Below are 20,022 nucleotides of genomic sequence, written 5' to 3'. Positions count from 1 at the left end.
CCGCCCGACAGCGCCTGCCGAATTACCGGGCAGAAATTGACGCCGGGGCAACCTGCGCGTCGGGCATGGCAACGCCCAGCTGTCTGGCCAGCGTCGGGGCGATGGCGCGCATGTCGATTTCGCCGAGGTTGCGTGCTTTGGCCACCCCCTTGCCCATGATCAGGAACGTGGAGCGCATTTCGGGCATGGCGGGGAAATAGCCGTGCATGCCCTTGTAGCGCGAGGGCTTGGTGAGTGGCGCGTCGGCCGCGAAGTTGCCTGCAAGGGCGCCCGGCTTGAGGTCGACGTAGAAGCTCGCCTCGGGGTTGCCGCCCATCTTTTCGATCTCGGCGCGGGTGGCGACCCTGGCGATCATCGCCTCGGGATCTGCGGCCAGCTTGTCGAGCAGCGCGGCGACCATGCCGGTCAGCGCCGGGTCTTGCGGGCGGGCAAGGACGACGGCGATGGAGCCGCCCGAGGGCCAGGGCATGGCATCCCATGAGGCGACCTTGCCATCGGGTCCGAGTTTTATCAGCCCGGCGTCGATGAATGGACGGAACAGGTTCACCTCGGTATCCGTGCCGACGAAACCGTGATCGCTGACGACAGCGACGGTCGCATCGGGGCGCGCGGCGAGTTCGGCGGCGACGAGCTGGCCGACAGCGGCATCCAGGCGTTCGAGCACGGCATTGGCCTGTGCGCTGCCGGGGCCGAACAGGTGCTCTTCGTGATCGAGCGCGGCGAGATAGACGGTGACAAAATCGGGCTTCTTCGTCTCGATCAGGCGGACGGCGAACTTCGCGCGGGTCTCATCCCCTGCAATGCCTTCGTCGATGCCATCGGCGTAGGCGCCGCAATCGTGTTCGAGCGCGTCGTAGAGACCTTCGGTAGAGAGGGCGCGGACGAGCTTGCGGTCGTCAGCGTGGCCCGAGCGCCAGATCTGCGGCAGGTTATACGTCAGCGACTTCACGCCGACGCTGACCGGCCAGTGGACGTTGGCGGTGGAAAGCCCGCCAGCGTGGGCGGCATCCCACAGCGTGGGCGCCTTGATGTCCTGCGCGAACCAGTACCACCCGCCGTAGTTGATCTGCTTCGGATCGAACGTGGTGTTGGAGACGATGCCATGGCGTGCGGGCGCGACGCCGGTGATCAGCGTGGTGTGGCTGGGATAGGTGACGGTCGGCAGGTTGCCCATGACGCCGGTGGCGTAAGTGCCCTCTGCAAGAAAGCGGCGCAGGTTCGGGATCTTGAGGCCGCGCTTTTCGGCTTCGAGCACATCGCCGGGGCGAAGGCCGTCGATCGAGATCAGCAGGACAGGTTCGGCCTTTGCGACGACGGGCGCCGTGCTGCCAAGCAGCACGACGCCCGCGATCAGGGCCTTTGCGGTGGAAAGGCCGCGCATCATCAGAAGCCCGCCTTGAGCGTGACGAAGACCTGGCGCGGGGCGGCCGCGAGCAGGGTCTGGTTGTCACCGCTGAAGCCGAAGCCGTTGGACCCGATCGTTGCGACATAGCGCTTGTCGAACAGGTTCACGGCGTTCACTTGCAGTTCGATCGGCTGACGCTGGCCGATGTTCAGGCGGTAGCCGATGGTCGCGTCCACCAGCGCACGGCCCGGGACTTCCTTGTCATTGAGGTAGGTGAAGTAGCGCTTAGACATGTAGTTCACCCCGATGCGGCCGAACACGGTCTGGCTGTCATAGGACAGTTCGCCGCGCAGCAGGTGCTTGGGCGTATCGACCACGGTCTTGCCCTTGGTAGCACGGATCGTGGTGACGCCACCTGCGGTGATGACGACGTCGTCGCGGTAGGTCGTGTCGTTGTAGCTGTACGATGCGAAAGCGCCGAAGCCGCCGGGGAGCTTGACGTCCACCGCCGCTTCGATTCCGAGCGCGCGGACCGAGCCGACGTTCTGCAGCGCGTTGGTCGCGCCGACGATGCCGACCGAGGTCGGGATCACCAGCAGGCGGTCGCGGAAGTCGACATAGTAACCGGCGAGCGAGGCATTGATGATCCCGCTGTTGTAGCGCAGGCCCGCTTCATAGGTGTCCGAGCTTTCCGGCTTGATCGTGTTCTTGATGGCGTTGAAGCCATCCTGCGTGGCCGAGAACGGACCGCTGGTGGTCGAAGCCTGGAAGGCGCGCGTGACCTGGGTGAAGCCGGCGAAGGCTTCGAGCCCGTTGCCGAACTTGTAGTTGAGGCCGACGTGCGGCTGGAACCAGTCCTCGACCTTGAGATCACCCGTGGCGCGGCTGTTGGTGTTGACCAGCGAGAAGGCATTGGTGTCAACCGAATAGCCCTTCCAGCCAAGATTCACCTTGAGATCGCCGAGGTCGATGTCGTCGGTGACGTAGTACTGCAGCGTGTCGGTCTCGAACGCGATCGACCACTGGGTGAAGAACGGGTTCGTCTGGAATTCGAGGTGATCGCGGCCCGGATTGGTGCGGCTTTCATAGCCATAGAACTTGCGCGACTGGATGAAGTCGTTCTTCTCGTACCAGCCCCCAACGGTGACATTGTTCGCGCCGAAGCTGTTGCTGATCGAGGCGAAGACGCCCTTGCGCTTGATGTCGTATTCGGTGGTGCGCAGCGCCATCGGGACGCCCGACGGGCTGTTGACGTAGGGGCTGCCCCAGGTGCCCTGGCCGTCGTTCTCGTGGTAGTAGCCCTTGATCTTGAACACCGCCTTTTCGGCAAAGGGCACGGTCAGGCCAAGCGCTGCAAGCGTGTCCTTGCGCAGGCCAGAGGCGTCGTAATAGGCATCGTCCGCGGTGGTGATCGGCGAAGGATAGGTCGTGCCTGCGGCGGGATTGAGCGGAGTGGTGCCGGTGTCGCCACGGTTGGCGGCGATGTCGGCCACGCGGATGGCTTCGGCGTAGTTTTTCGGGCCGAAGTTGTCCCAGTCGTAGCCGAGGCGGTTCAGCTGTTCGAGGCTGAGGTCCTGATAGTCCTGCTCGGCGCGGTCCGAATAGCTGATGTAGCCATCGAGGTCGGCACCGCCCAGCGGCAGCACCGCCTTGGCATTGGCCATGAAGGTGCGCTGCTTGCCATCGCCCTTCCACTTCTTGCCATCCTGGTACTGGACCGAAGCATAGCCGCGCAGGCCGTCGGTGGTGCCCAAGGCTACGCGGGCAAAACCGCGATAGGTGTTCGCCGAACCGTAGGATGCGCTGACATCGGCGCCGAGCACGTCCTTGGGGTCCACCGAAAAGAACTCGAGCGTGCCACCGAGGTTGTTGGTCGACTGCGTGGCGATCGAGCCCGAGCCCTGGCTGACGCGGGTCACGCCGATGTTTTCCGAAGTGATCGCACGGCTGATGTGCAACCCGTTGCTGTTGCCATAGGACATGTCGCCCAGTGGAATGCCGTCAAGCGTGAAGCCAAGCTGGTTCTGGTTGAAGCCGCGGATGGTGACGCGGGTCGACCATTCGTAGTTGCCGAAAGCATCGGCCGACTGGAAGTTGACCGAAGGCAGCTTCTCGATGGCCTTCAAGGGGCTGGTGCCCGAGGCGAGGATGGTCAGGTCAGCGGTCGAAAGTTCCTGTACCTGGCGGGTCTGACCCGATCCGAGCACGACGATTTCGGCGTCTGCGGACTCAGCGGGCGCAGCGGCTTCAGGTGCGGGGGCGGCGGTTTCGGCAGCGAAGGCCGGAGCAGCAACGAGCGAAGTGCTGGCAAGCAGCACGGCGACGATACGCATGGTGAATTTCCCTCATAGACCACATCGGTGTGGCGAGGTGCTGCTAGGCCCGCGCTGTTGCAGCATCGTGCAATTTCAGGGACAGATCAGCGACATATCGGTGACCATGGCTTGACGGAGGCTTTGCTGGAGCCGCCGCACGTCCGATCCTGTGCGGCGGATAAGTAGCGTGCGGTTGTATCGATTGGACAGGAAACGCCCGGGCGCGTCTAACCTCTCCAATAGAGATAAGCCCCATGCGGGCCCGATCGAGCGTGGGAGAGAGTCAGGTCATGCACAGGCATCGTGAACCGGGAGTCATGACCGGAATAGCCCTGCTGCTGCCGATCACCCTGACGACCATGGCAATCGTCCTGCTCGCCCCGGTCCTGCCCAAGCTGATGGCCGAATACGCGGACGTTCGCGGCCACGAATACCTCGTGCCAATGGTGCTGACGCTGCCGTCGCTCTGCGTCGCCGTGCTCTGCCCCTTTGCCGGAATGCTCGGCGATTACTTCGGGCGCAGGCGGCTGCTGCTTGCCTCTTTCGTGCTCTACGCGGTGGTCGGGGTGGCCCCCTTGTTCCTCACCGATCTCGTCCACATCCTGATCTCGCGCCTTGGCGTGGGCATCGCCGAAGCACTGATCTACGTCCTGTCGACAACGATGATCGGCGACTACTACGAGGGCGAAAAGCGGGACCGCTGGCTGGCCGGACAGACCGCCTTCGCATCGGTCTCGGCCCTGCTGTTCTTCAATGTCGGAGGCGTTCTGGGCGAGATCGGGTGGCGCGCACCGTTTGCGGTCTATGCCTCCGCGCTCGTCATGTTCGCGCTGGTCCTGAAATACACGTGGGAGCCGACCGGCGACGCCTCTGCCGAAACTCCACCCGCCGCGCCACGCAACCTGAGCTGGGCGGGCTTTCCCTGGGGGAAACTGACGGTGATCGCCGGCATCACGATCTACGGCTCGATCTTCTTCTACACCGTGCAGATCCAGGCTTCGGCAGGGCTGGCCGAGCTCGGGCTGTCGAGCGCGGCGCGGATCGGCTTTCTCACCTCGCTGGCCAGCCTCGGCGTGCCGCTGGGCACTTTCATCTATTCGCGCATCGGCAGGCTCGGCGTCGGCAGGCTGCTGCTTGCCGAGTTCGGCCTGCTCGCTTTCGGCTTCCTGCTGATGGGGCGCAGCGGCACGACGGGCGGCTTCCTTGCCGGGTGCTTCATCAACCAGCTTGGCGCGGGGATGCTGCTGCCGACACTGCTGGTCTGGTCGATGAGCATCCTGCCCTTCGAAGTGCGCGGGCGCGGCACCGGCTTCTGGCAATCGGCGTTCGCGCTTGGCCAGTGGCTCAGCCCGATAACCGTGACGTTCTTCGCAATGCAGCTGGGCGGGCTGATGAAAGGCCTCGAAATGCTCGGCTACATGGCCGCTGCGGGCTTTGCCGTCGCGCTGGCCGTCCGGCTCCTTGCCGGTCGCACCGGAGGAGAAACGGCCCATGCCTGACCGGCTTGCAGGCAAGATCGCCGTCGTCACGGGCGCGGCTGCCGGGATCGGCAAGGAATGCGCCCGCATGTTTCGCACAGAGGGCGCTCGGGTCTTCGGCCTCGACCTTGCAGGCGCCGACCTTGACATCGACCTGACCGATGAGGCTTCGGCCAATGAGGCATTTGCTACGCTGATCGCAGAGCATGGCCGCATCGACATTCTGGTCAACGCCGCCGCCTTTGCCGTGTTCGACTGGATCGAGACGATGTCGCTGGCTGACTGGCGGCGCACGCTGACCGGCGAACTCGATACCGTGTTCCTGCCCACGCGCGCGGCGTGGCCGGGCCTCAAGGCGAGCGGCGCTGCCAGCGTGATCAACTTCGCCAGCGCCAATGCGCGCCATGCTCTCGAAGGATCGGCCGCTCTGGCTCACTGCGCCGGCAAGGGTGGCGTGCTGGCCATGACACGTCAGCTGGCCATGGAAGGCGCCCCCCACGGCATCCGCGCCAACACGATCTCGCCGGGCTTCATCAGGACCGAAGCCACCGGGCGCCATCTCGCCGAAGTGCCTGAATTGCGGGAGAAGGTCCTCGCCAAGAACATGGTCAAGCGGCTTGGCGAACCGGCCGACATCGCCTGGTGCGCCACCTGGCTGGCCAGCGACGAGGCAGGCTATGTGACAGGTGCCGACATCCCCGTCGATGGCGGCGCGACGGCCTGGTAGCCGCCGCGCACCTTGATTGTCAGAACGGTTCGTTAAGTCGGCCCAGCGCGCCTTCGAGCATGTGGGCGTGGACCTTCGGGTCACCATGTTCGAGTTGCAGCTTGCCCACCGCCACGCTGGTTTCAATCACGTCGCGGCAACGGTCGAAGCGGCGCTCCTGATAGGCCTTCAGCGCATCCCCGACATCGCCGGTACGGGCCAGTTCCTCGGCCAGCACGATGCCGCTTTCCACGGCCATGCCCGCGCCCGACGCGAGATGCGGGGTCGTGGCATGGACGGCATCGCCGAGCAGAACGATGCGGCCGTTGAACCAGTCCCTCGGCTGCAGCACCGCCGCCAGCGGGCGATAATTGATCCAGTCCTTGCGCGTCATGTTGTCGCGGATCCAGCCGGCATTGCCGCCGAAATCGGCGAGCAGCGCCTTGAGCGTAACGAAGAGTTCCTCCTCGTCCATGTAGCTCTCACGCTCCTCGTGCGGGGTGAGCATCCACATGTAGACCGTATCCGGCGCGCACGCGGTGATGCCGCAGGGGTTGGCGTGGCCCAGGAAGAATTCGCCCGCATCGAGGCCGGGCGGCTTGGCGATCGAGATGCGCCAGCACCCCTGCCCCGTCGGTTGCGCCGGACCCATGTGCGGAAATGCCAGTTCGCGTACGCGCGAGAAAATGCTGTCGGCCCCGACCACGAGATCGTAACGCTGCTCGGTGCCGTCGGAAAAGCGCACGGCAACGCTCTGCCCTTCGTTCTCGAGCGCATCGACCGTGAGGCCGAGGCGGACCGGAATGGCCAGTTCGCGCACGCGTGCCTGCATGATCTGATGCAGCACCGGACGCATTATGCCACCCGTGGCGGGCAGGCCTTCCTCGATCACCGGTTCATCGAGATCAAGCATGTGCGTGCCGTCAAAGCGGAACAGCCGGGTCTTGCTGGTGATCGCGCCTTCGGCCTTGATCGCATCGAGCAGGCCAAGCCGCCGATAGGCGCGCAGCGTCGGGCCGGTGATGGTGATCCCCGCCCCGTAAACGCGCCAATCGGGGTCGATGTCGATCAGGTCGACCGCGACTCCGCGCTCGGCCAGGCTGATCGCCGTGGCCATGCCGCCGATACCCCCGCCAACGACAAGCGCCGTGGCAATGCTGCTGATGGTCTCCCGTGTCATGGCGCCCTGACCTAGCGAATGGCGCCGCACGCACAAATCCGAACTGTGGATAGGAACCCATCCATACAAACGGCGGGATGTTCGTCGCCTGGCGGTCTATCGGCTCGAGCAACAAATCTACACAAATGCGCCAAGGGGAGGAAACCAATGCGCCTTGCACTTCTAGGCTCCACTGCACTCATTGCCGTGGCCATCGCCACACCGGTCGCCGCGCAGGAAGCGCAGGCAGAGGCCGGTGCCAACGACGGCATCACCGAAATCATCGTCACCGCCCAGCGCAAGGAAGAATCGCTGCAGAAGGCCGCGATCGCCATCGACGCGGTGTCAGGCGCGGATCTGGGCTCGCGCGGCATCACCAACGCGCTCGACATTACCAAGGCCGTGCCCGCGTTATCCGTCCCGGCCAACGGCGGCAACATCGCCTCGATCTTCATCCGTGGCGTCGGCAACATCACCACCAGCAGCTACAACGACCCCGCTGTCGCCCCGAACTACGACGGCGTCGTGCTTGGCCGTGGCGGCGGCGTGTTCGGTGCTGCCTTCTATGACCTGTCGCGCGTCGAAGTGCTCAAGGGCCCCCAGGGCATTCTCTATGGCCGCAATGCCACGGGCGGCGCGGTCAACATCATCCCGGCGCGTCCCGAGATCGGCCGCAATTCGGCAGGGTTCAACCTGTCCTATGGCAACTTCGACGCTGTTGACGCCGATGCACATGTCAATCTTGGCGTCAGTGACAAGAGCGCCCTGCGCCTTGGCGCGGCCTACACCTCGCGCGATGGCTACAACCGTGACGGCACCGACGATGCAGAGCGGGGCTCGCTGCGCGCTCAGTACCTGATCGAACCGTCGAGCGACCTGTCGCTGCGCATCGGTGCGGATTACACCCACCTGGGCGGCAAGGGCGTGGGCGGCAGCTACGTGGGCGGTTACGTGCCCAACGGCACCGGAGGCTACATCTTCATTCCCTCGGGCCTTGATGAGAGCGAAGGCTTCAACACCCCTGCCGCCAATGCCTTCCGCAGCCATAACCTCGGCGCTCCGGCCTTTGCGTTCCTCAGCCCGATGAACCGCGACCAGAAGCAGGACAGCACCTACTGGGGCGTCAACGCAGAGCTGAACTGGAAGACCGGCATCGGCAAGCTCACCGTTATCCCGGCCTACCGTGAAAGCACCGACGCGACGTTCTTCTACGGTCCGGCCTTCAACGTGGCCAACACCAACGAGAAGGTCCGCCAGACCAGCCTCGAAGCGCGCCTCGCCGGCAGCGCGGGCATGTTCGACTATGTCGTCGGCGCATTCTACTTCAACGAGAAGATCAAGGCGAACAACCAGTACAACCAGGAGTTCGTGCTGCCGATCCAGAACTACAGCCACAAGACCGACAGCTACGCCGGGTTCGGCCAGCTCACCGCGCATGTATCGGACCGCTTCCGTCTGATCGGTGGCGCGCGCTACACGCATGACAAGAAGTCGATCGACGGGCTGATCAACAACTTCATCACCTTCTGCGGTGGCCTGCCGCCTGCGCTGATCACCCCGCCGGGATCGTTTGCCCAGGGCTGCGCGACGCCAGGCAACATCCCCTACTACCCCAATTTCCTGAACACGACCGACACCATCAACTGGCTCAAGTCCAACGGCTGGATCGCGGCAAACAGCACCGATCAGGCCGGCTACCAGGTCTTCCCGCTGGTCAACGGCGTCGGCGCGATCCTCAAGACCTACAACCCGGTCAAGGACAGCAAGGGCTATTCGCGCGTCACCTGGAAGGCCTCGGCCGAATTCGACGTGACGCCCGACAATCTCGTCTATGCAACGGTCGAAAGCGGCTACCGCGCGGGCGGCCTTCAGATGACCGAGAGCAAGACCACCTACAAGCCGGAGTTCATCACCGCCTATACCATCGGCTCGAAAAACCGCTTCCTCGACAATCACCTGCAGCTGAACCTCGAAGGGTTCATCTGGAAGTATCGTGACCAGCAGATCACCTACTTCACCGTCGATACCTCGGGCACGCTGATCAGCTCGAACGAGAACGCTGGCAAGTCCTCGATCAAGGGCTTCGATGTCGATCTCCTCGCCAAGCCGACCCGCGGCACGACGCTCAGTGCCAAGTTGCAGTACCTCGATACCAAGTACGACGACCTGCACCTGTTCACTGCCGCACCGCGCGACAACTTCGGCTGCCCGTTCACCTTTACCGGTGCCACGGCAGGCGGTGCGCCGGTCAAGGACTTCGACTGCTCGGGCAATCCGCTGCTGTTCAGCCCGAAGTGGACCGTCAACCTCGGCGCGGAACAGGTGCTGCCGCTGGGTGACAGCCTCGAACTGGTCGCCAACGTCGACACCGCGTGGCGCGACAGCCAGTGGGGCGCATTCGAATATCTCGATTTCGAACGCATCCCCGCCTATTGGACGACCGATGCTGCGCTGACGATCCGGCAGTCCGATGGTACATGGGCGCTGACCGGCTTTGTCCGCAACATCGAGGACAAGCGCCGCAATCTTGCGCCGCAGGCCTCGCCCATCGGTGTCGCGGTCGGCCACTACTCGGCACCGCGTACCTATGGTCTGCGCCTGTCGGGCAACTTCTGAAGGACGACATGACGATGAACGTGGTGGTCACCGGTGCGGGCGGTTTCGTCGGGCGCGAGCTTGTGCGGATACTTCTGGAACGGGGCCACCGCGTTGTCGGCATCGATAGCGCGGCGGGCGGCATTCCCGAGGGTGCCGAGGCCATCGCGGGCGACCTTGGCGATCCGGCCATCAGGGCTCAGGCCCTCGCCGGTGGCTGCGACGCCCTGATCCATCTCGCCACGGTGCCGGGGGGCGCGGCGGAGGCCGATCCTGCCGCCTCGCGCCGGATCAACATCGATGCGATGTACGATCTCCTGCTTGAGGCGGCTGCTATCAAGCCCGGCCTGCGCGTTGTCTATGCCAGCTCCATCGCAGTCTTTGGCGACCCGCTACCGGCGCGGGTCGACGATGACACTCCGCTCAGCCCGAAGATGATCTACGGCGGACACAAGGCGATGATGGAGGACGCGGTAGCGATGTTCTCCAACCGCGGCCTGATCGACGGGGTCTCCGTGCGCCTGCCCGGCATCCTTGCCCGGCCAAAGGGGCCATCGGGCATGAAATCGGCGTTCATGTCCGACCTTTTCCATGCGCTCAAGGCCGGCGAAGCGTTCACCTGCCCGGTCTCGGCCGAGGGCACGATCTGGGCGCAATCGGTGCGTCAGTGCGCTGCAAACTTTGTCCATGCACTCGATCTAGACAGCGCCCTGCTGCCGCCCACCCGCGCTGTCACGCTTCCTGCCCTGCGCGCCACGATGGGTGAGCTTGCGGCCCAGATAGCGCGCCAGTGCGGCGTCTCGACCGACCTCGTCACTTATGCCCCCGACGCCGCCCTCGAAGCGGCCTTCGCGACCCAGCCCCCGCTCGAGACGCCCGCCGCGTTCCGCGCCGGTTTTGCGCACGACGGCGATTCTGCTACGCTGGTAGCCAACGCGCTCGCAACGATCTGAGGCGCGGCGGAGATGGCAATGCGGTTCGGACGGCTTGACCTCAACCTGCTGGTGGCACTCGACGCACTTCTGACCGAGCGCAGCGTCAGCCTTGCCGCAGACCGCCTGTGCCTTTCACAGTCCGCCACCTCCAGCGCGCTTGGCCGCCTGCGCGAGTATTTCGGCGACGAGTTGCTTGTCGTCAAAGGCCGCAACATGATCCTCACCGCCCGGGCCGAGGAATTGATCGAGCCGGTCCGCGCAGTGCTCGAGCAGATCCGGACGACGGTTGCCGTCGCGCCGCCATTCGATCCTGCCACGGCCGAGCGCACGATCCGGATCATGGCCTCCGACTACTCCACGGAAGTCCTGCTGGCCGGTTGCCTTGCCGACCTCGAACGGGACGCGCCTGGCCTGCGTTTCGAGATTCAACCGATGAACGATACGCCGATCGAGGCGGTCGAGCGCGGCTATGTCGACCTGCTGCTGACCATCGACCTCGCCGTTTCGGCTGACCATCCGACGCAACTGCTGTTCCAGGACGATTACGTCGTTGTCGGCGCTAGCGACAACCCCGCGATGGCCGGTCCGATGACGCGCGACCTCTATTTCAGCCTCGGCCATGTCACGGCGCGGTTCGGCAAGGCGCGCGTGCCTGCCTTCGAGGACTGGTTCGTGCGGCGGCAGAAGCAGCAGCGGCGGATCGAGGTCGTCGCGCCATCGTTCCTTTCGCTGCCCGGCCTGATCGTCGGCACGCGCCGGATCGCCACCCTGCACCGCCGCATGGCCGAGCGTGTGGTGCGCAACATGCCGCTGGTCCTGCGCGAGATCCCGTTCGACATTCCGCCGATCCGCGAGACGATCCAGTGGAACCTCGCCAACAACAACGACCGTGCCTTGCGTTGGGTGGTGGAACGGCTGCAGGCGGCAGCCAGTGCGGGCGATGAGACGTCAGCCAATGTCGTTCGGTTGACTCCCGGCTCGTCGGTAGAGCGTGACGAGATCGAGGTCGAATACCGGATGAACCACCCGCAGCGTTAAGCTCAGTCGTCCGCCCGATCGAAAGCCTGACGCGCTGCCCTGATCGCAGCCGTGCGACCATTGCTCCAGTCGATCAGCCGCCGTGCCTGGGCATGGAGTTCGCGGCCCAGCTGCGTCAGGGCATAGCTTACCTTCGGTGGCACGTCTGCGCTGACCGTGCGCTCGACGAAACCGTCGCGCTCCAGCGTGCGCAGCTTGAGCGTCAGCACGCGCTGGGAGATGGCCTGTTCAGCCGAAAGCTCGCCCAAAGTGCGCCGCAGTTCGGCATGACGCCATGCGCCCGTGGCCAGCACCAGCAGGATCAGCGTGGACCAGCGATCGCCAAGCAGGCCCATCACTTCGCGCGCGGGATCATCGCGATCCTTGCCGTGCCGCGCCATCTCTGCAGCCAGTTCGGCGATCTGCCGCGCCGTCTCGGTCGATCGATGCTCCACGCGCCCGTCCAACATTCTCGAAGGCACAAAAAAGTGCCGTCTTCCGCTGTTCCTTCGCTGTCCTAAGACGCTGCGCAAGGCAAGAAACAATGGGAGTTGTGCATGGCAGCCGATGCAATTCGCATGGAGGGCAAGGTGGCGATCGTCACTGGCGGCGCGGGCGGGATCGGTGCCGCCACGGCACGCCTGCTGACCGCACGCGGCGCTCGCGTCGCCATTGCCGATATCGCCAGCGACCGGGCACAGGCGCTTGCAGCGGAACTTCCCGGCGCGCTCGCCATCACGCTCGATCTCGAACAGGAAGCCTCGGTCGAGGCGATGGTTGCGCAAGTGGTGCAGCATTTCGGCAGGCTAGATGTGCTGCACAACAATGCGGCGCTGCTCGGCCCCGACATCGCTCAGGCCGACGGCGACATCGAGCACATGGCCACCGCGCTTTGGGACCGCAGTTACGCGGTCAACGTGCGCGGCACGATGATCGCCTGCCGTGCAGCATTGCCGCACTTGCGCCAGACGCGCGGCTGCATCGTAAACACCGTCAGCAACCTCGCCCTGCAGGGCCACCTGATCCAGGCCGCCTATTCCAGCAGCAAGGCCGCCGTGATCCAGATGACCCGCGCGATCGCCGCAAGCCACGGCAAGGCCGGGGTGCGCTGCAATGCTGTCGCCCCCGGCATGACCATGACCCCAGCCCTGCGCGAAGCCTTCCCGCCCGCCTTGCGAAAGCTGGTCGAGGACGAAACCTTGCGCGACCAGCTCGGTGATCCCGAAGACATCGCCGAAGCCATCGCTTTCCTTGCCTCCGACGCTGCACGCAACATCACCGGCCAGGTCATCGTGTGTGACGGCGGCGGGGCAAGCCACGTGCCGGGCCTCGCGGGCTTCCGCAGCTTCTTTTCGGGAGAACATTGAGATGAGCCAGTACGACATCGTGGTGATGGGCGCGGGGCACAATGGCCTCGTCGCTGCCGCCTACATGGCCAAGGCCGGAAAGAAGGTCCTCGTCCTCGAACGCAAGCCGCACTACGGCGGCGGCGTCTCGACCCGCGAATTGCTGCACCCGGGCTTCTGGCACGACGAGCACTCGAACGTGCACATCATGATCCAGGGCAACCCGATGCTGCGTGAGGACGAGCTGGGCCTGCTCTCGAAGTTCGGGCTCGAATACATCTATCCCGATCTCGTCCATGTCTCGATCTGGGAAGACGGCACGGTCATCCGCTCCTACAAGGACCTGGACCGGACCTGCGAGGAACTGGTCCGCGTCGCGGGTGAACGCGATGCCGAGGCTTATCGCCGCTTCGTCGGCATGAGCATGACCGCGCTGCCGATGCTGATGAGCGGGATGTACGCCCCGCCCTTCCCGCTCGGCGCGTTCGTGGCGATGATGGACCAGTCGGACGAGGGCCGCTTCCTGCTAGACCTGATGCAGCGCAGCGCGCTCGACATCGTCGACCAGTACTTCGAAAGCGACATGCTCAAGCTGCACATCGTGCGCATGGTCACCGAGAACCTGCAGATGCCCGATGAACTCGGCACCGGCATGGGGGCATTCGTGATGCCAGGGATCATCCACACTTTCGGGTGCTCGATGCCCAAAGGCGGATCGGGCCAGCTCAGCCACGCGCTGGTCCGCGCGATCGAGCATTTCGGCGGCGAAGTGCGCTGCAATGCCGAAGTGCGCCGCGTGATCGTTTCAGGCGGCAAGGCGGTCGGCCTCGAACTGACCGATGGCGAGAGCTTCATGGCGCGCGATGGCGTGATCGGCGCGATCCACCCCCACGTGCTGCGCAAGTTCGTCGGCGAGACGCCCGAGCCGGTGCTGCAGCGCGCCGAACGGGTCAGCCAGTCGACCTTCTCGATCAACCTCACCCACCTCACCCTCAAGGAGCGGCTGCGTCTCAAGGTCGGCAACGACTGCAACGCGATGATGACCGAGTTGATGGACTTCTATTCGGTGCGCGACATGTGCCTCGAGTACGACAAGCTCCGTCGCGGCGAAGTAAGCGAGCGGCTGATTGCGGGCGGCGACAACACGATCTTCGATCCCACCCGGGCACCTGAAGGTGCAGGCGTGTTCTACGGCGTGAACTTCGCCCCCTATGACCTCCACCCCCACGGCCCCGGATCATGGGACGAGCGCAAGCACGAAGTGGCGGACAAGGCGCTCGCCCAGTACCGCAAGTTCTACGCAAACCTCACCGACGACAACATCACCGGCCGCCTGATCCGCTCGCCCGCCGATCACGAGCGCGACAGCCCGGCCAGCTTCGTGCGCGGCGACATCCACGGCTGTGCGCCGTTCTTCTACCAGTCCGCCGGCCACCGCCCGACGCCCGACCTCGGCTCGCTGCGTGTGCCGGAGATCGAGAGGCTCTATCTCGTCGGGCCGTTCATGCACCCGGGCGGCGGGGTGTTCGGCGCAGGCCGCGCCACTGCGATCCAGATGATGGACGATATGGGTATTGATTACGACAAGGTCTGCGGAGGGCCGATCTGATGAGCAACGCAAAGCCCAAGGTGCCGGTGGCGCGCATCCTCGACGCGCAGGACAAGGAACTCATGGCGATCCGCAAGATCGAGCCGGATGGCAATACGCTGGTCATTCGCGGCAAGATCTTCGGCGCGATGCCGATGGTTGCCAAGCTGACGCCCGCCGAAGCGCGCGCTGCGCTGAAGCTGATCAACTTCAGAACGTTTCTCTTCCTGCTGACGATGCTGTTTCGCAAAAGCTGACGCGCAAATCTATTGATTTGGCAGATGCATTGGCGTCAAAACAATTCATGGTAACGATTTGCGCTACATCAAGAAGCGCAACCCCCGTCCATCGCAAAACGCTCCCGGTAATCACGGGAGACTTTGCATGGCGATCATCGGCATCAGGCGGCTGACATGGATGGTGGAGGACGTGCCGGCGTGCGTGCGCTTCTTCACCGACTTTGGCCTTTCGCTCATCACGCGGGACGAGACTTCGGCACTGTTCGAGGCCGCTGACGGTTCGCAATCGCTGTTTCTCAAGGCCGGTCATCCGCGCCTGCCTGCCGGGTCGGTACAGACCATGCGAGGCGTGCACGAGTGCGTCTGGGCGGTCGATAGCGAAGAAGGCATGGCCCGGCTCAAGGCGCGGCTCGCGCCGCTGGTGAAACTTGCCACCGACGACGAAGGCATCGTCCATTTCGTCACCCCGTTCGGCCAGGCCATCGGGCTTCAGGTGTGGCAGCCGCGCGCCGTGTTCGGCGCCCCGACGCCGCAGAACACCGTGGGCCGCATCGCCCGGCTGAACCAGCCGCGCAAGTGGATCGACCGCGCCGTGCCGAAGCGGACCCACCACTGCGTCTGGACCTTTCCCGACGTGCAAGCGGCGGTCGATTTCTACCGCGATGCGCTCGGCTTCCGCATCACCGACATGCAGAAGGGCTTCGGCGTCTACATGCGTGCCGATGGTTGCTACGAGCACCACAACGTGTTCCTCGCCGATGCCCATGCGCCAATGCCGGGCTTCGACGGTACGCTGAAGTTCCATCACGCCAACTGGGAAGTCGAAGACATCGACGAGCTGATGGTCGCGAAGAACTACCTCGACCGGCGCGGCTACACTTACGGCGACTGGAACTGGGGCTTCGGCCGCCACCGCCTGACCTCCGCCGCGTTCTTCTATGTCCCCTGCCCTGCAGGTGGCGAGGCCGAGTACGGCGCGGACTGCGATTGCGTCGATGATGGCTGGCGCCCGCGCATCTGGGACGGCGCGTTCGGCACCGCGATCTACATGACCAACCTGCCAGATTTCATGAAGGGCGAACCCAACTGGGACGTCACCTATGCCCGGCCCGACCAATTGCACTACCACCCCGCAGACCCGGCCCCACTGGCCGAAGCTGCCGAATGAACGAGAGGATTTGGCACATGAACAAGGCACGGAAAATTCTTGTCATCGGCGGCGGCGTGGGCGGCCTGTCGGTAGCGATCGGTCTGCACCAGCGCGGGCTGGACGTGGAAATTGTCGAACGTGACAAGGACTGGAAGGTCTATCACGTGGGCATCATCGTCCAGGCAAACTTCGTCCGCGCGCTGAACATGCTCGATGTGGGCGAAGCTGCGGTGAAGGCAGGCTATGCCTATCGCGGGGCGCGGTTCCTCGACATCGACGGCAGGGTGATCGAAACGCTCCCGGGCGATACGGCTGTTGACGGCCTTCCCTCGGACCTCGGCATCACCCGGCCCGCGCTGCACAAGGTTCTGACCGACAAGGTGCGCTCGCTCGGCATTCCGGTGCGGCTTGGTGTCACCTTTGAAAGCCTCGACGATCACGGCGACGGGGTGGACGTGCTGTTTACCGATGGCACGCACGGCACCTACGACCTCGTGATCGGCGCTGACGGCAACTATTCGGCCGTGCGCAAGGTCCTGTGGCCCGAAGCAAGGCCGCAATACACCGGGCAAGGCGTGTGGCGCTACAACGTGCCGCGTCCCGAAGGCCTTGAGTGGTCCGACATCTATCTTGGCAAGAGCAAGGGCAAGGCCGGCTACTGCCCGCTCACGCCCGAGGAGATGTACATCTTTGCCGTGTTCGAGGAGCCGGGCAATCACCGCTTCGCGCCCGAAACACTGGCGGACGAGATGCGCGCGCGGCTGGAAGGATATGGCGGCTTGCTGGCAGATGCGGCACGCCATGTCACCGACCCGGCGCTGGTGGTCTATCGTCCGCTCGAGGCCTGCATCATGCCTGCACCGTGGTACAAGGGTCGCGTCGTGCTGATCGGTGATGCCGCCCACTCGGCCACGCCGCATCTTGGCCAGGGCGCCGCGATGGCGGTCGAGGATGCTGTCGTCCTGTCAGAGGAACTGGCCGAACGCGATGTCGATGATGCACTTGCCGCCTTCATGGAACGCCGGTTCGAACGCGCAAAGCTCGTCGGCACGAGTTCGATCCAGCTTGGCGAATGGGACATGCATCCCGAAGCCGCTGGCGATCCTGTTGCCCTGACCGACCTGATCCGCAAGAAGCTGGGCGAACCCGTCTGATCCATCTGCACGGTCGATAGCTTGGGTCCGGAAACTTGCGTTTCCGGACCCGTTGCTGGTTGGGCATGAAGAATGGGTTAGAGATAGCCTGGGAGAATTCATGCCCCTCAAGTCAACAAATGCCGTGCTCGGCGTCGAAAGCGTCGTCTTCGGCGTGACCGACATGGCTGAGAACGTCCGCTTCTGGACCGATTTCGGACTGCCGCTGGAAAGCGAAAGCGCAAGCGAAGCGGTGTTTCGCCTGCAGTCGGGCAGCCGCGTGATCCTGCTGCTGCACGGCGATGCCCGCTTGCCCGTGCCCGATCCCTTCGCTGGTGACGGGATCAAGGAAACGGTCTGGGGCATCGATACTGCCGCCAACCTTGAAAAGATCGCCGCCAGCCTCGCCACCGAAGTACCGGTAGTGCGCGATGCCGATGGCACCGTCCATTGCGTCTGCCCCGATGGCCAGCCCATCGCCCTGCGCGTGTGGGACAAGCGTCCGGTGGTGTCCGAGGCCAGCCCGGTCAACACGCCGTCGAACTGGCCGCGCTTCAACCAGCACCGCATCTGGCGCAAGAAGGCCATTCCCAAGACGATCAATCACGTGGTGTTCTTCAGCCCCGATTATGTCGGCAGCTTCGAGTTCTATGAGCGCCACCTGGGCTTCCGCTATATCGACCATTCGAAGGGTACCGGCATCTTCGCACGCGCGGGCGGCACGTTCGAGCATCACTCGATCTTCTGGGTCAACTGCGACCTGCCGATCGCGCCCGATCACTTCAAGTTCATGCACATCGCCTTTGGCTGCGACGACATCGACGAGGTCATGCTCGGCGCTAACATCATGGACAACAAGGGCTGGAAGAACACGACGATGAACACCAGCGGCGGCATCTCGCGCCACCGCATCTCATCGGCGATCTACTACTATTGCGAAATGCCGGGCCATGCCGGAGAGGCGGAATACCACGCCGACACCGACTACGTGGACGACAACTGGGTGCCCCGCGCCTGGGACTTCAAGTTCGGCTCGCTATTGTGGTCGCACAACGCGCCCGCGATCTTTCGAGGCGACGATATCCCCTGGGACATGGTCTTCGACCATGACCGCAAGAGCTTCGAACCCTACCGCCGCGCCAAGCCCGGCAAGCAGCCGATCACCGGCGACCTGGCGAACCTGACCGAAGAGGACGAACACGCGATCTGATGCGCCCGCAGCAGGCGGCGGTTACCCCGTCGCCTGCTCTCGCGCGATCATCCGCTCCAGCAGCCGCCGCGCGCGAGTACCTCCCTGGTCGATCCCCAGCGACAGCGGCCTTTCCTTCCAGAAATCCCCGCCTGCCTCGAGATTGTCGCGCACGTTGGCATAGGCCGCCTCGATCATCGGCTTGTCCTCGAGGTTGAAAGCCTCGCCGAACAGCGCCAGCAGCATTGCGTCGACTTCGGTGCTCTCGAGATCGTTGTAGCGGGTCGATGACCAGAAGTAGTGCGTCGTGTGCGCATCTGCCGGGGTCAGGATGTGAGCCTGCGGCACTTCGAACCCTGCCTCGCGCCCGGCACCATGCGGAGCAACGCCGACGTTTAGCCGCATCGAGGCAGGCGCGTTCCAGCGCATGTCCAGCCAGTGGTCGACCTTGGCCTCGGGCGGGAACACACCTTGTGCCACCGACGGCGGCGCGATGTCGGGCATCCACCAGTTGGAATGCAGCGTTTCCCCCTCCACCTGCACCGTGTGCTCGCCCGCGAAGATCACGCCTTGCCCGGCGAACGTGCCCTTGTGGACGAACTCGATATGCGAAAGGTCGAGCAGGTTGTCGGTGCCGTATTCGTAGTTCGCCTGCATCAGCGTGTAGCCGCGCACGGTGCGGCTGTGCGGCGTGTCGGGGATGAAGCCGAAGTCGGGGATCAGCGCCGCATCGGCCGCCTCTGCCGCTCCACCCCACAGCCAAACGATGCCGTCACGTTCGGCGACGGCAAACACAGGGATGTCGGAACCTGCGGGCACGCGCTCACCGAACGGATTGCGCACGCACTTGCCCTCAGTCGAAAACGCCAGCCCATGATAGCCGCAGACCACGGTGTCGCCTTCGCGCGTGCCTCTGGACAACGGCGCAAAGCGGTGCGGGCAGCGATCGAGCAAGGCCGCAACGGTTCCGTCAGCCTTGCGGAACAGGAACACCGGCTTGTCGATGATCTTTCGCGCAAGGCCCGTCGCCCCGACCTCATCGGACCAGCCCGCCATGTACCACGCGTTGCGCAGATAGCTCGTCATGCATCTCTCCATATGTGTACCATCGGTACATATTGGAGATGCGATGCCGGATCAAGCGCTTCGTGCTGCTAAGATCGCCGGCAAGACAAGCGAAAGCGTGGCAGCAATCCGCGCTGAGACAGCAGCATCGTCGGCTGCGCCGTCAAGGCCGATCAGGTCTTTCTCGTAGACTCCGGCGCGGATGGCATGCAGCAATTGATCGGCCACATCCTCGCAATCGAGTTCGGCTCGCACCTCCTGCGGCTTGCGCGCTTCGAGCAGCGCCGCGATTGACGCGACGATCACACGATGACCATGGACGTAGAATGCCTCCGCCGCACCGTTCGAACCGGTCGCCGCGCTGATCACCGCGCGATAGAGAGCCAAGGACCCCGGCGTCAGGTAGAAGCGCAGTACGCCCGAGAGCGCTCGCGCAAGCGCCCTGTCCAGCGGCTCGGCGCGCGCCTCGTCGCTGTCGAGGTCGAGCCTTGCCATGACGCCGAGCGCTTCCTCGTGGATGGCAGCAGCAATCAGGCCATTGCGATCGCCAAAGTACTTGACCAGCGTCGCCTTCGATCCACCGGCCAGGCGCAGCACTTCATTGACGCTGAAGCGGTCCACGCCCACCGCCATGATCTGGGCCCGGGCATGACGGACCATCGCGTCGCAGCGCTCCTGCGCCGCGCGCTGCTTCGCTGAGACGGGCGGATCTGCCATGGCAACGGAAAAACGCATGCGCCTTGCTTGCCCCCGTGCGCACGA

General features: G+C 64.4%; 17 protein-coding genes. 11 read left to right on the top strand and 6 right to left on the bottom strand.

Annotation, left to right across the window (positions count from 1 at the left end; all coding sequences use genetic code 11):
• Positions 1-22 precede the first annotated feature (22 nt).
• Together ACZ1JW_RS12770 and ACZ1JW_RS12765 are read right to left on the bottom strand one after the other, a co-directional pair.
• Positions 23-1,381, bottom strand: coding sequence for an alkaline phosphatase family protein (locus ACZ1JW_RS12770; RefSeq protein ID WP_465142774.1), 1,359 nt, complete (start codon positions 1,379-1,381; stop codon positions 23-25).
• 2 nt (positions 1,382-1,383) lie between these two features.
• Positions 1,384-3,678: a TonB-dependent receptor gene (locus tag ACZ1JW_RS12765; RefSeq protein ID WP_465140799.1), complete on the bottom strand. Its 2,295-nt coding sequence runs from the start codon at positions 3,676-3,678 to the stop codon at positions 1,384-1,386.
• A gap of 299 nt (positions 3,679-3,977) precedes the next feature.
• On the opposite strand from ACZ1JW_RS12765, the gene ACZ1JW_RS12760 reads away from it, so the two are divergent.
• On the top strand, positions 3,978-5,159 hold the full coding sequence (locus ACZ1JW_RS12760; RefSeq protein WP_465140798.1) for an MFS transporter: 1,182 nt from the start codon (positions 3,978-3,980) through the stop codon (positions 5,157-5,159).
• Complete coding sequence (locus ACZ1JW_RS12755; protein WP_465126315.1) at positions 5,152-5,865, top strand: SDR family NAD(P)-dependent oxidoreductase; 714 nt, start codon at positions 5,152-5,154, stop codon at positions 5,863-5,865. The genes ACZ1JW_RS12760 and ACZ1JW_RS12755 overlap by 8 nt, the downstream gene beginning before the upstream one ends.
• A gap of 19 nt (positions 5,866-5,884) precedes the next feature.
• Here ACZ1JW_RS12755 and ACZ1JW_RS12750 read toward each other — a convergent pair whose 3' ends face one another.
• Complete coding sequence (locus tag ACZ1JW_RS12750) at positions 5,885-7,024, bottom strand: FAD-dependent monooxygenase (protein ID WP_465126316.1); 1,140 nt, start codon at positions 7,022-7,024, stop codon at positions 5,885-5,887.
• A gap of 147 nt (positions 7,025-7,171) precedes the next feature.
• Here ACZ1JW_RS12750 and ACZ1JW_RS12745 point away from each other — a divergent pair, with 147 nt between their 5' ends.
• The 3 genes from ACZ1JW_RS12745 to ACZ1JW_RS12735 are packed head-to-tail and all read left to right on the top strand — an operon-like array spanning position 7,172 to position 11,571.
• Positions 7,172-9,619, top strand: a complete 2,448-nt coding sequence (locus ACZ1JW_RS12745; RefSeq protein ID WP_465126317.1) for a TonB-dependent receptor — start codon at positions 7,172-7,174, stop codon at positions 9,617-9,619.
• Positions 9,620-9,627: 8 nt separating this feature from the next.
• Positions 9,628-10,551 (top strand): NAD-dependent epimerase/dehydratase family protein, encoded by a 924-nt coding sequence (locus ACZ1JW_RS12740; RefSeq protein WP_465140797.1) that lies wholly within the window; start codon positions 9,628-9,630, stop codon positions 10,549-10,551.
• 12 nt (positions 10,552-10,563) lie between these two features.
• Positions 10,564-11,571, top strand: a complete 1,008-nt coding sequence (locus ACZ1JW_RS12735; protein WP_465140796.1) for a LysR family transcriptional regulator — start codon at positions 10,564-10,566, stop codon at positions 11,569-11,571.
• A 2-nt stretch (positions 11,572-11,573) separates the two neighbouring features.
• On the opposite strand, the gene ACZ1JW_RS12730 is transcribed toward ACZ1JW_RS12735, so the two are convergent.
• Entirely contained in the window at positions 11,574-12,020 is a 447-nt protein-coding gene (locus ACZ1JW_RS12730) for a winged helix-turn-helix transcriptional regulator (RefSeq protein ID WP_465140795.1), read from the bottom strand.
• Between the two features lie 87 nt (positions 12,021-12,107).
• On the opposite strand from ACZ1JW_RS12730, the gene ACZ1JW_RS12725 reads away from it, so the two are divergent.
• The 6 genes from ACZ1JW_RS12725 (at position 12,108) to ACZ1JW_RS12700 (ending at position 18,216) form a co-directional block, all read left to right on the top strand.
• Positions 12,108-12,917 carry an SDR family NAD(P)-dependent oxidoreductase gene (locus tag ACZ1JW_RS12725; RefSeq protein WP_465140794.1) on the top strand — a complete coding sequence of 270 codons (810 nt, stop codon included), beginning with the start codon at positions 12,108-12,110 and terminating at the stop codon, positions 12,915-12,917.
• 1 nt (position 12,918) lies between these two features.
• Positions 12,919-14,505, top strand: coding sequence for a phytoene desaturase family protein (locus tag ACZ1JW_RS12720; RefSeq protein ID WP_465140793.1), 1,587 nt, complete (start codon positions 12,919-12,921; stop codon positions 14,503-14,505).
• Entirely contained in the window at positions 14,505-14,741 is a 237-nt protein-coding gene (locus ACZ1JW_RS12715) for a hypothetical protein (protein WP_465140792.1), read from the top strand. The genes ACZ1JW_RS12720 and ACZ1JW_RS12715 overlap by 1 nt, the downstream gene beginning before the upstream one ends.
• A gap of 127 nt (positions 14,742-14,868) precedes the next feature.
• On the top strand, positions 14,869-15,891 hold the full coding sequence (locus ACZ1JW_RS12710) for a VOC family protein (RefSeq protein ID WP_465140791.1): 1,023 nt from the start codon (positions 14,869-14,871) through the stop codon (positions 15,889-15,891).
• A gap of 17 nt (positions 15,892-15,908) precedes the next feature.
• Positions 15,909-17,027, top strand: coding sequence for an FAD-dependent monooxygenase (locus ACZ1JW_RS12705; protein WP_465140790.1), 1,119 nt, complete (start codon positions 15,909-15,911; stop codon positions 17,025-17,027).
• Positions 17,028-17,127: 100 nt separating this feature from the next.
• Positions 17,128-18,216 carry a VOC family protein gene (locus tag ACZ1JW_RS12700; RefSeq protein WP_465123178.1) on the top strand — a complete coding sequence of 363 codons (1,089 nt, stop codon included), beginning with the start codon at positions 17,128-17,130 and terminating at the stop codon, positions 18,214-18,216.
• A 21-nt stretch (positions 18,217-18,237) separates the two neighbouring features.
• Here the strand turns inward: ACZ1JW_RS12700 and ACZ1JW_RS12695 are convergent, their stop codons facing one another.
• On the bottom strand, positions 18,238-19,281 hold the full coding sequence (locus tag ACZ1JW_RS12695; protein ID WP_465140789.1) for a Rieske 2Fe-2S domain-containing protein: 1,044 nt from the start codon (positions 19,279-19,281) through the stop codon (positions 18,238-18,240).
• 51 nt (positions 19,282-19,332) lie between these two features.
• A complete protein-coding gene (locus ACZ1JW_RS12690) occupies positions 19,333-19,995 on the bottom strand; it encodes a TetR/AcrR family transcriptional regulator (protein ID WP_465140788.1) in 663 nt (220 codons plus the stop codon).
• Positions 19,996-20,022 lie beyond the last annotated feature (27 nt).

Source organism: Novosphingobium sp. BL-A-28-Hi1-0D (assembly GCF_055521755.1).
Note: the sequence above shows the minus strand (reverse complement) of the source record. Positions and strands in the feature narration are given on the sequence as shown.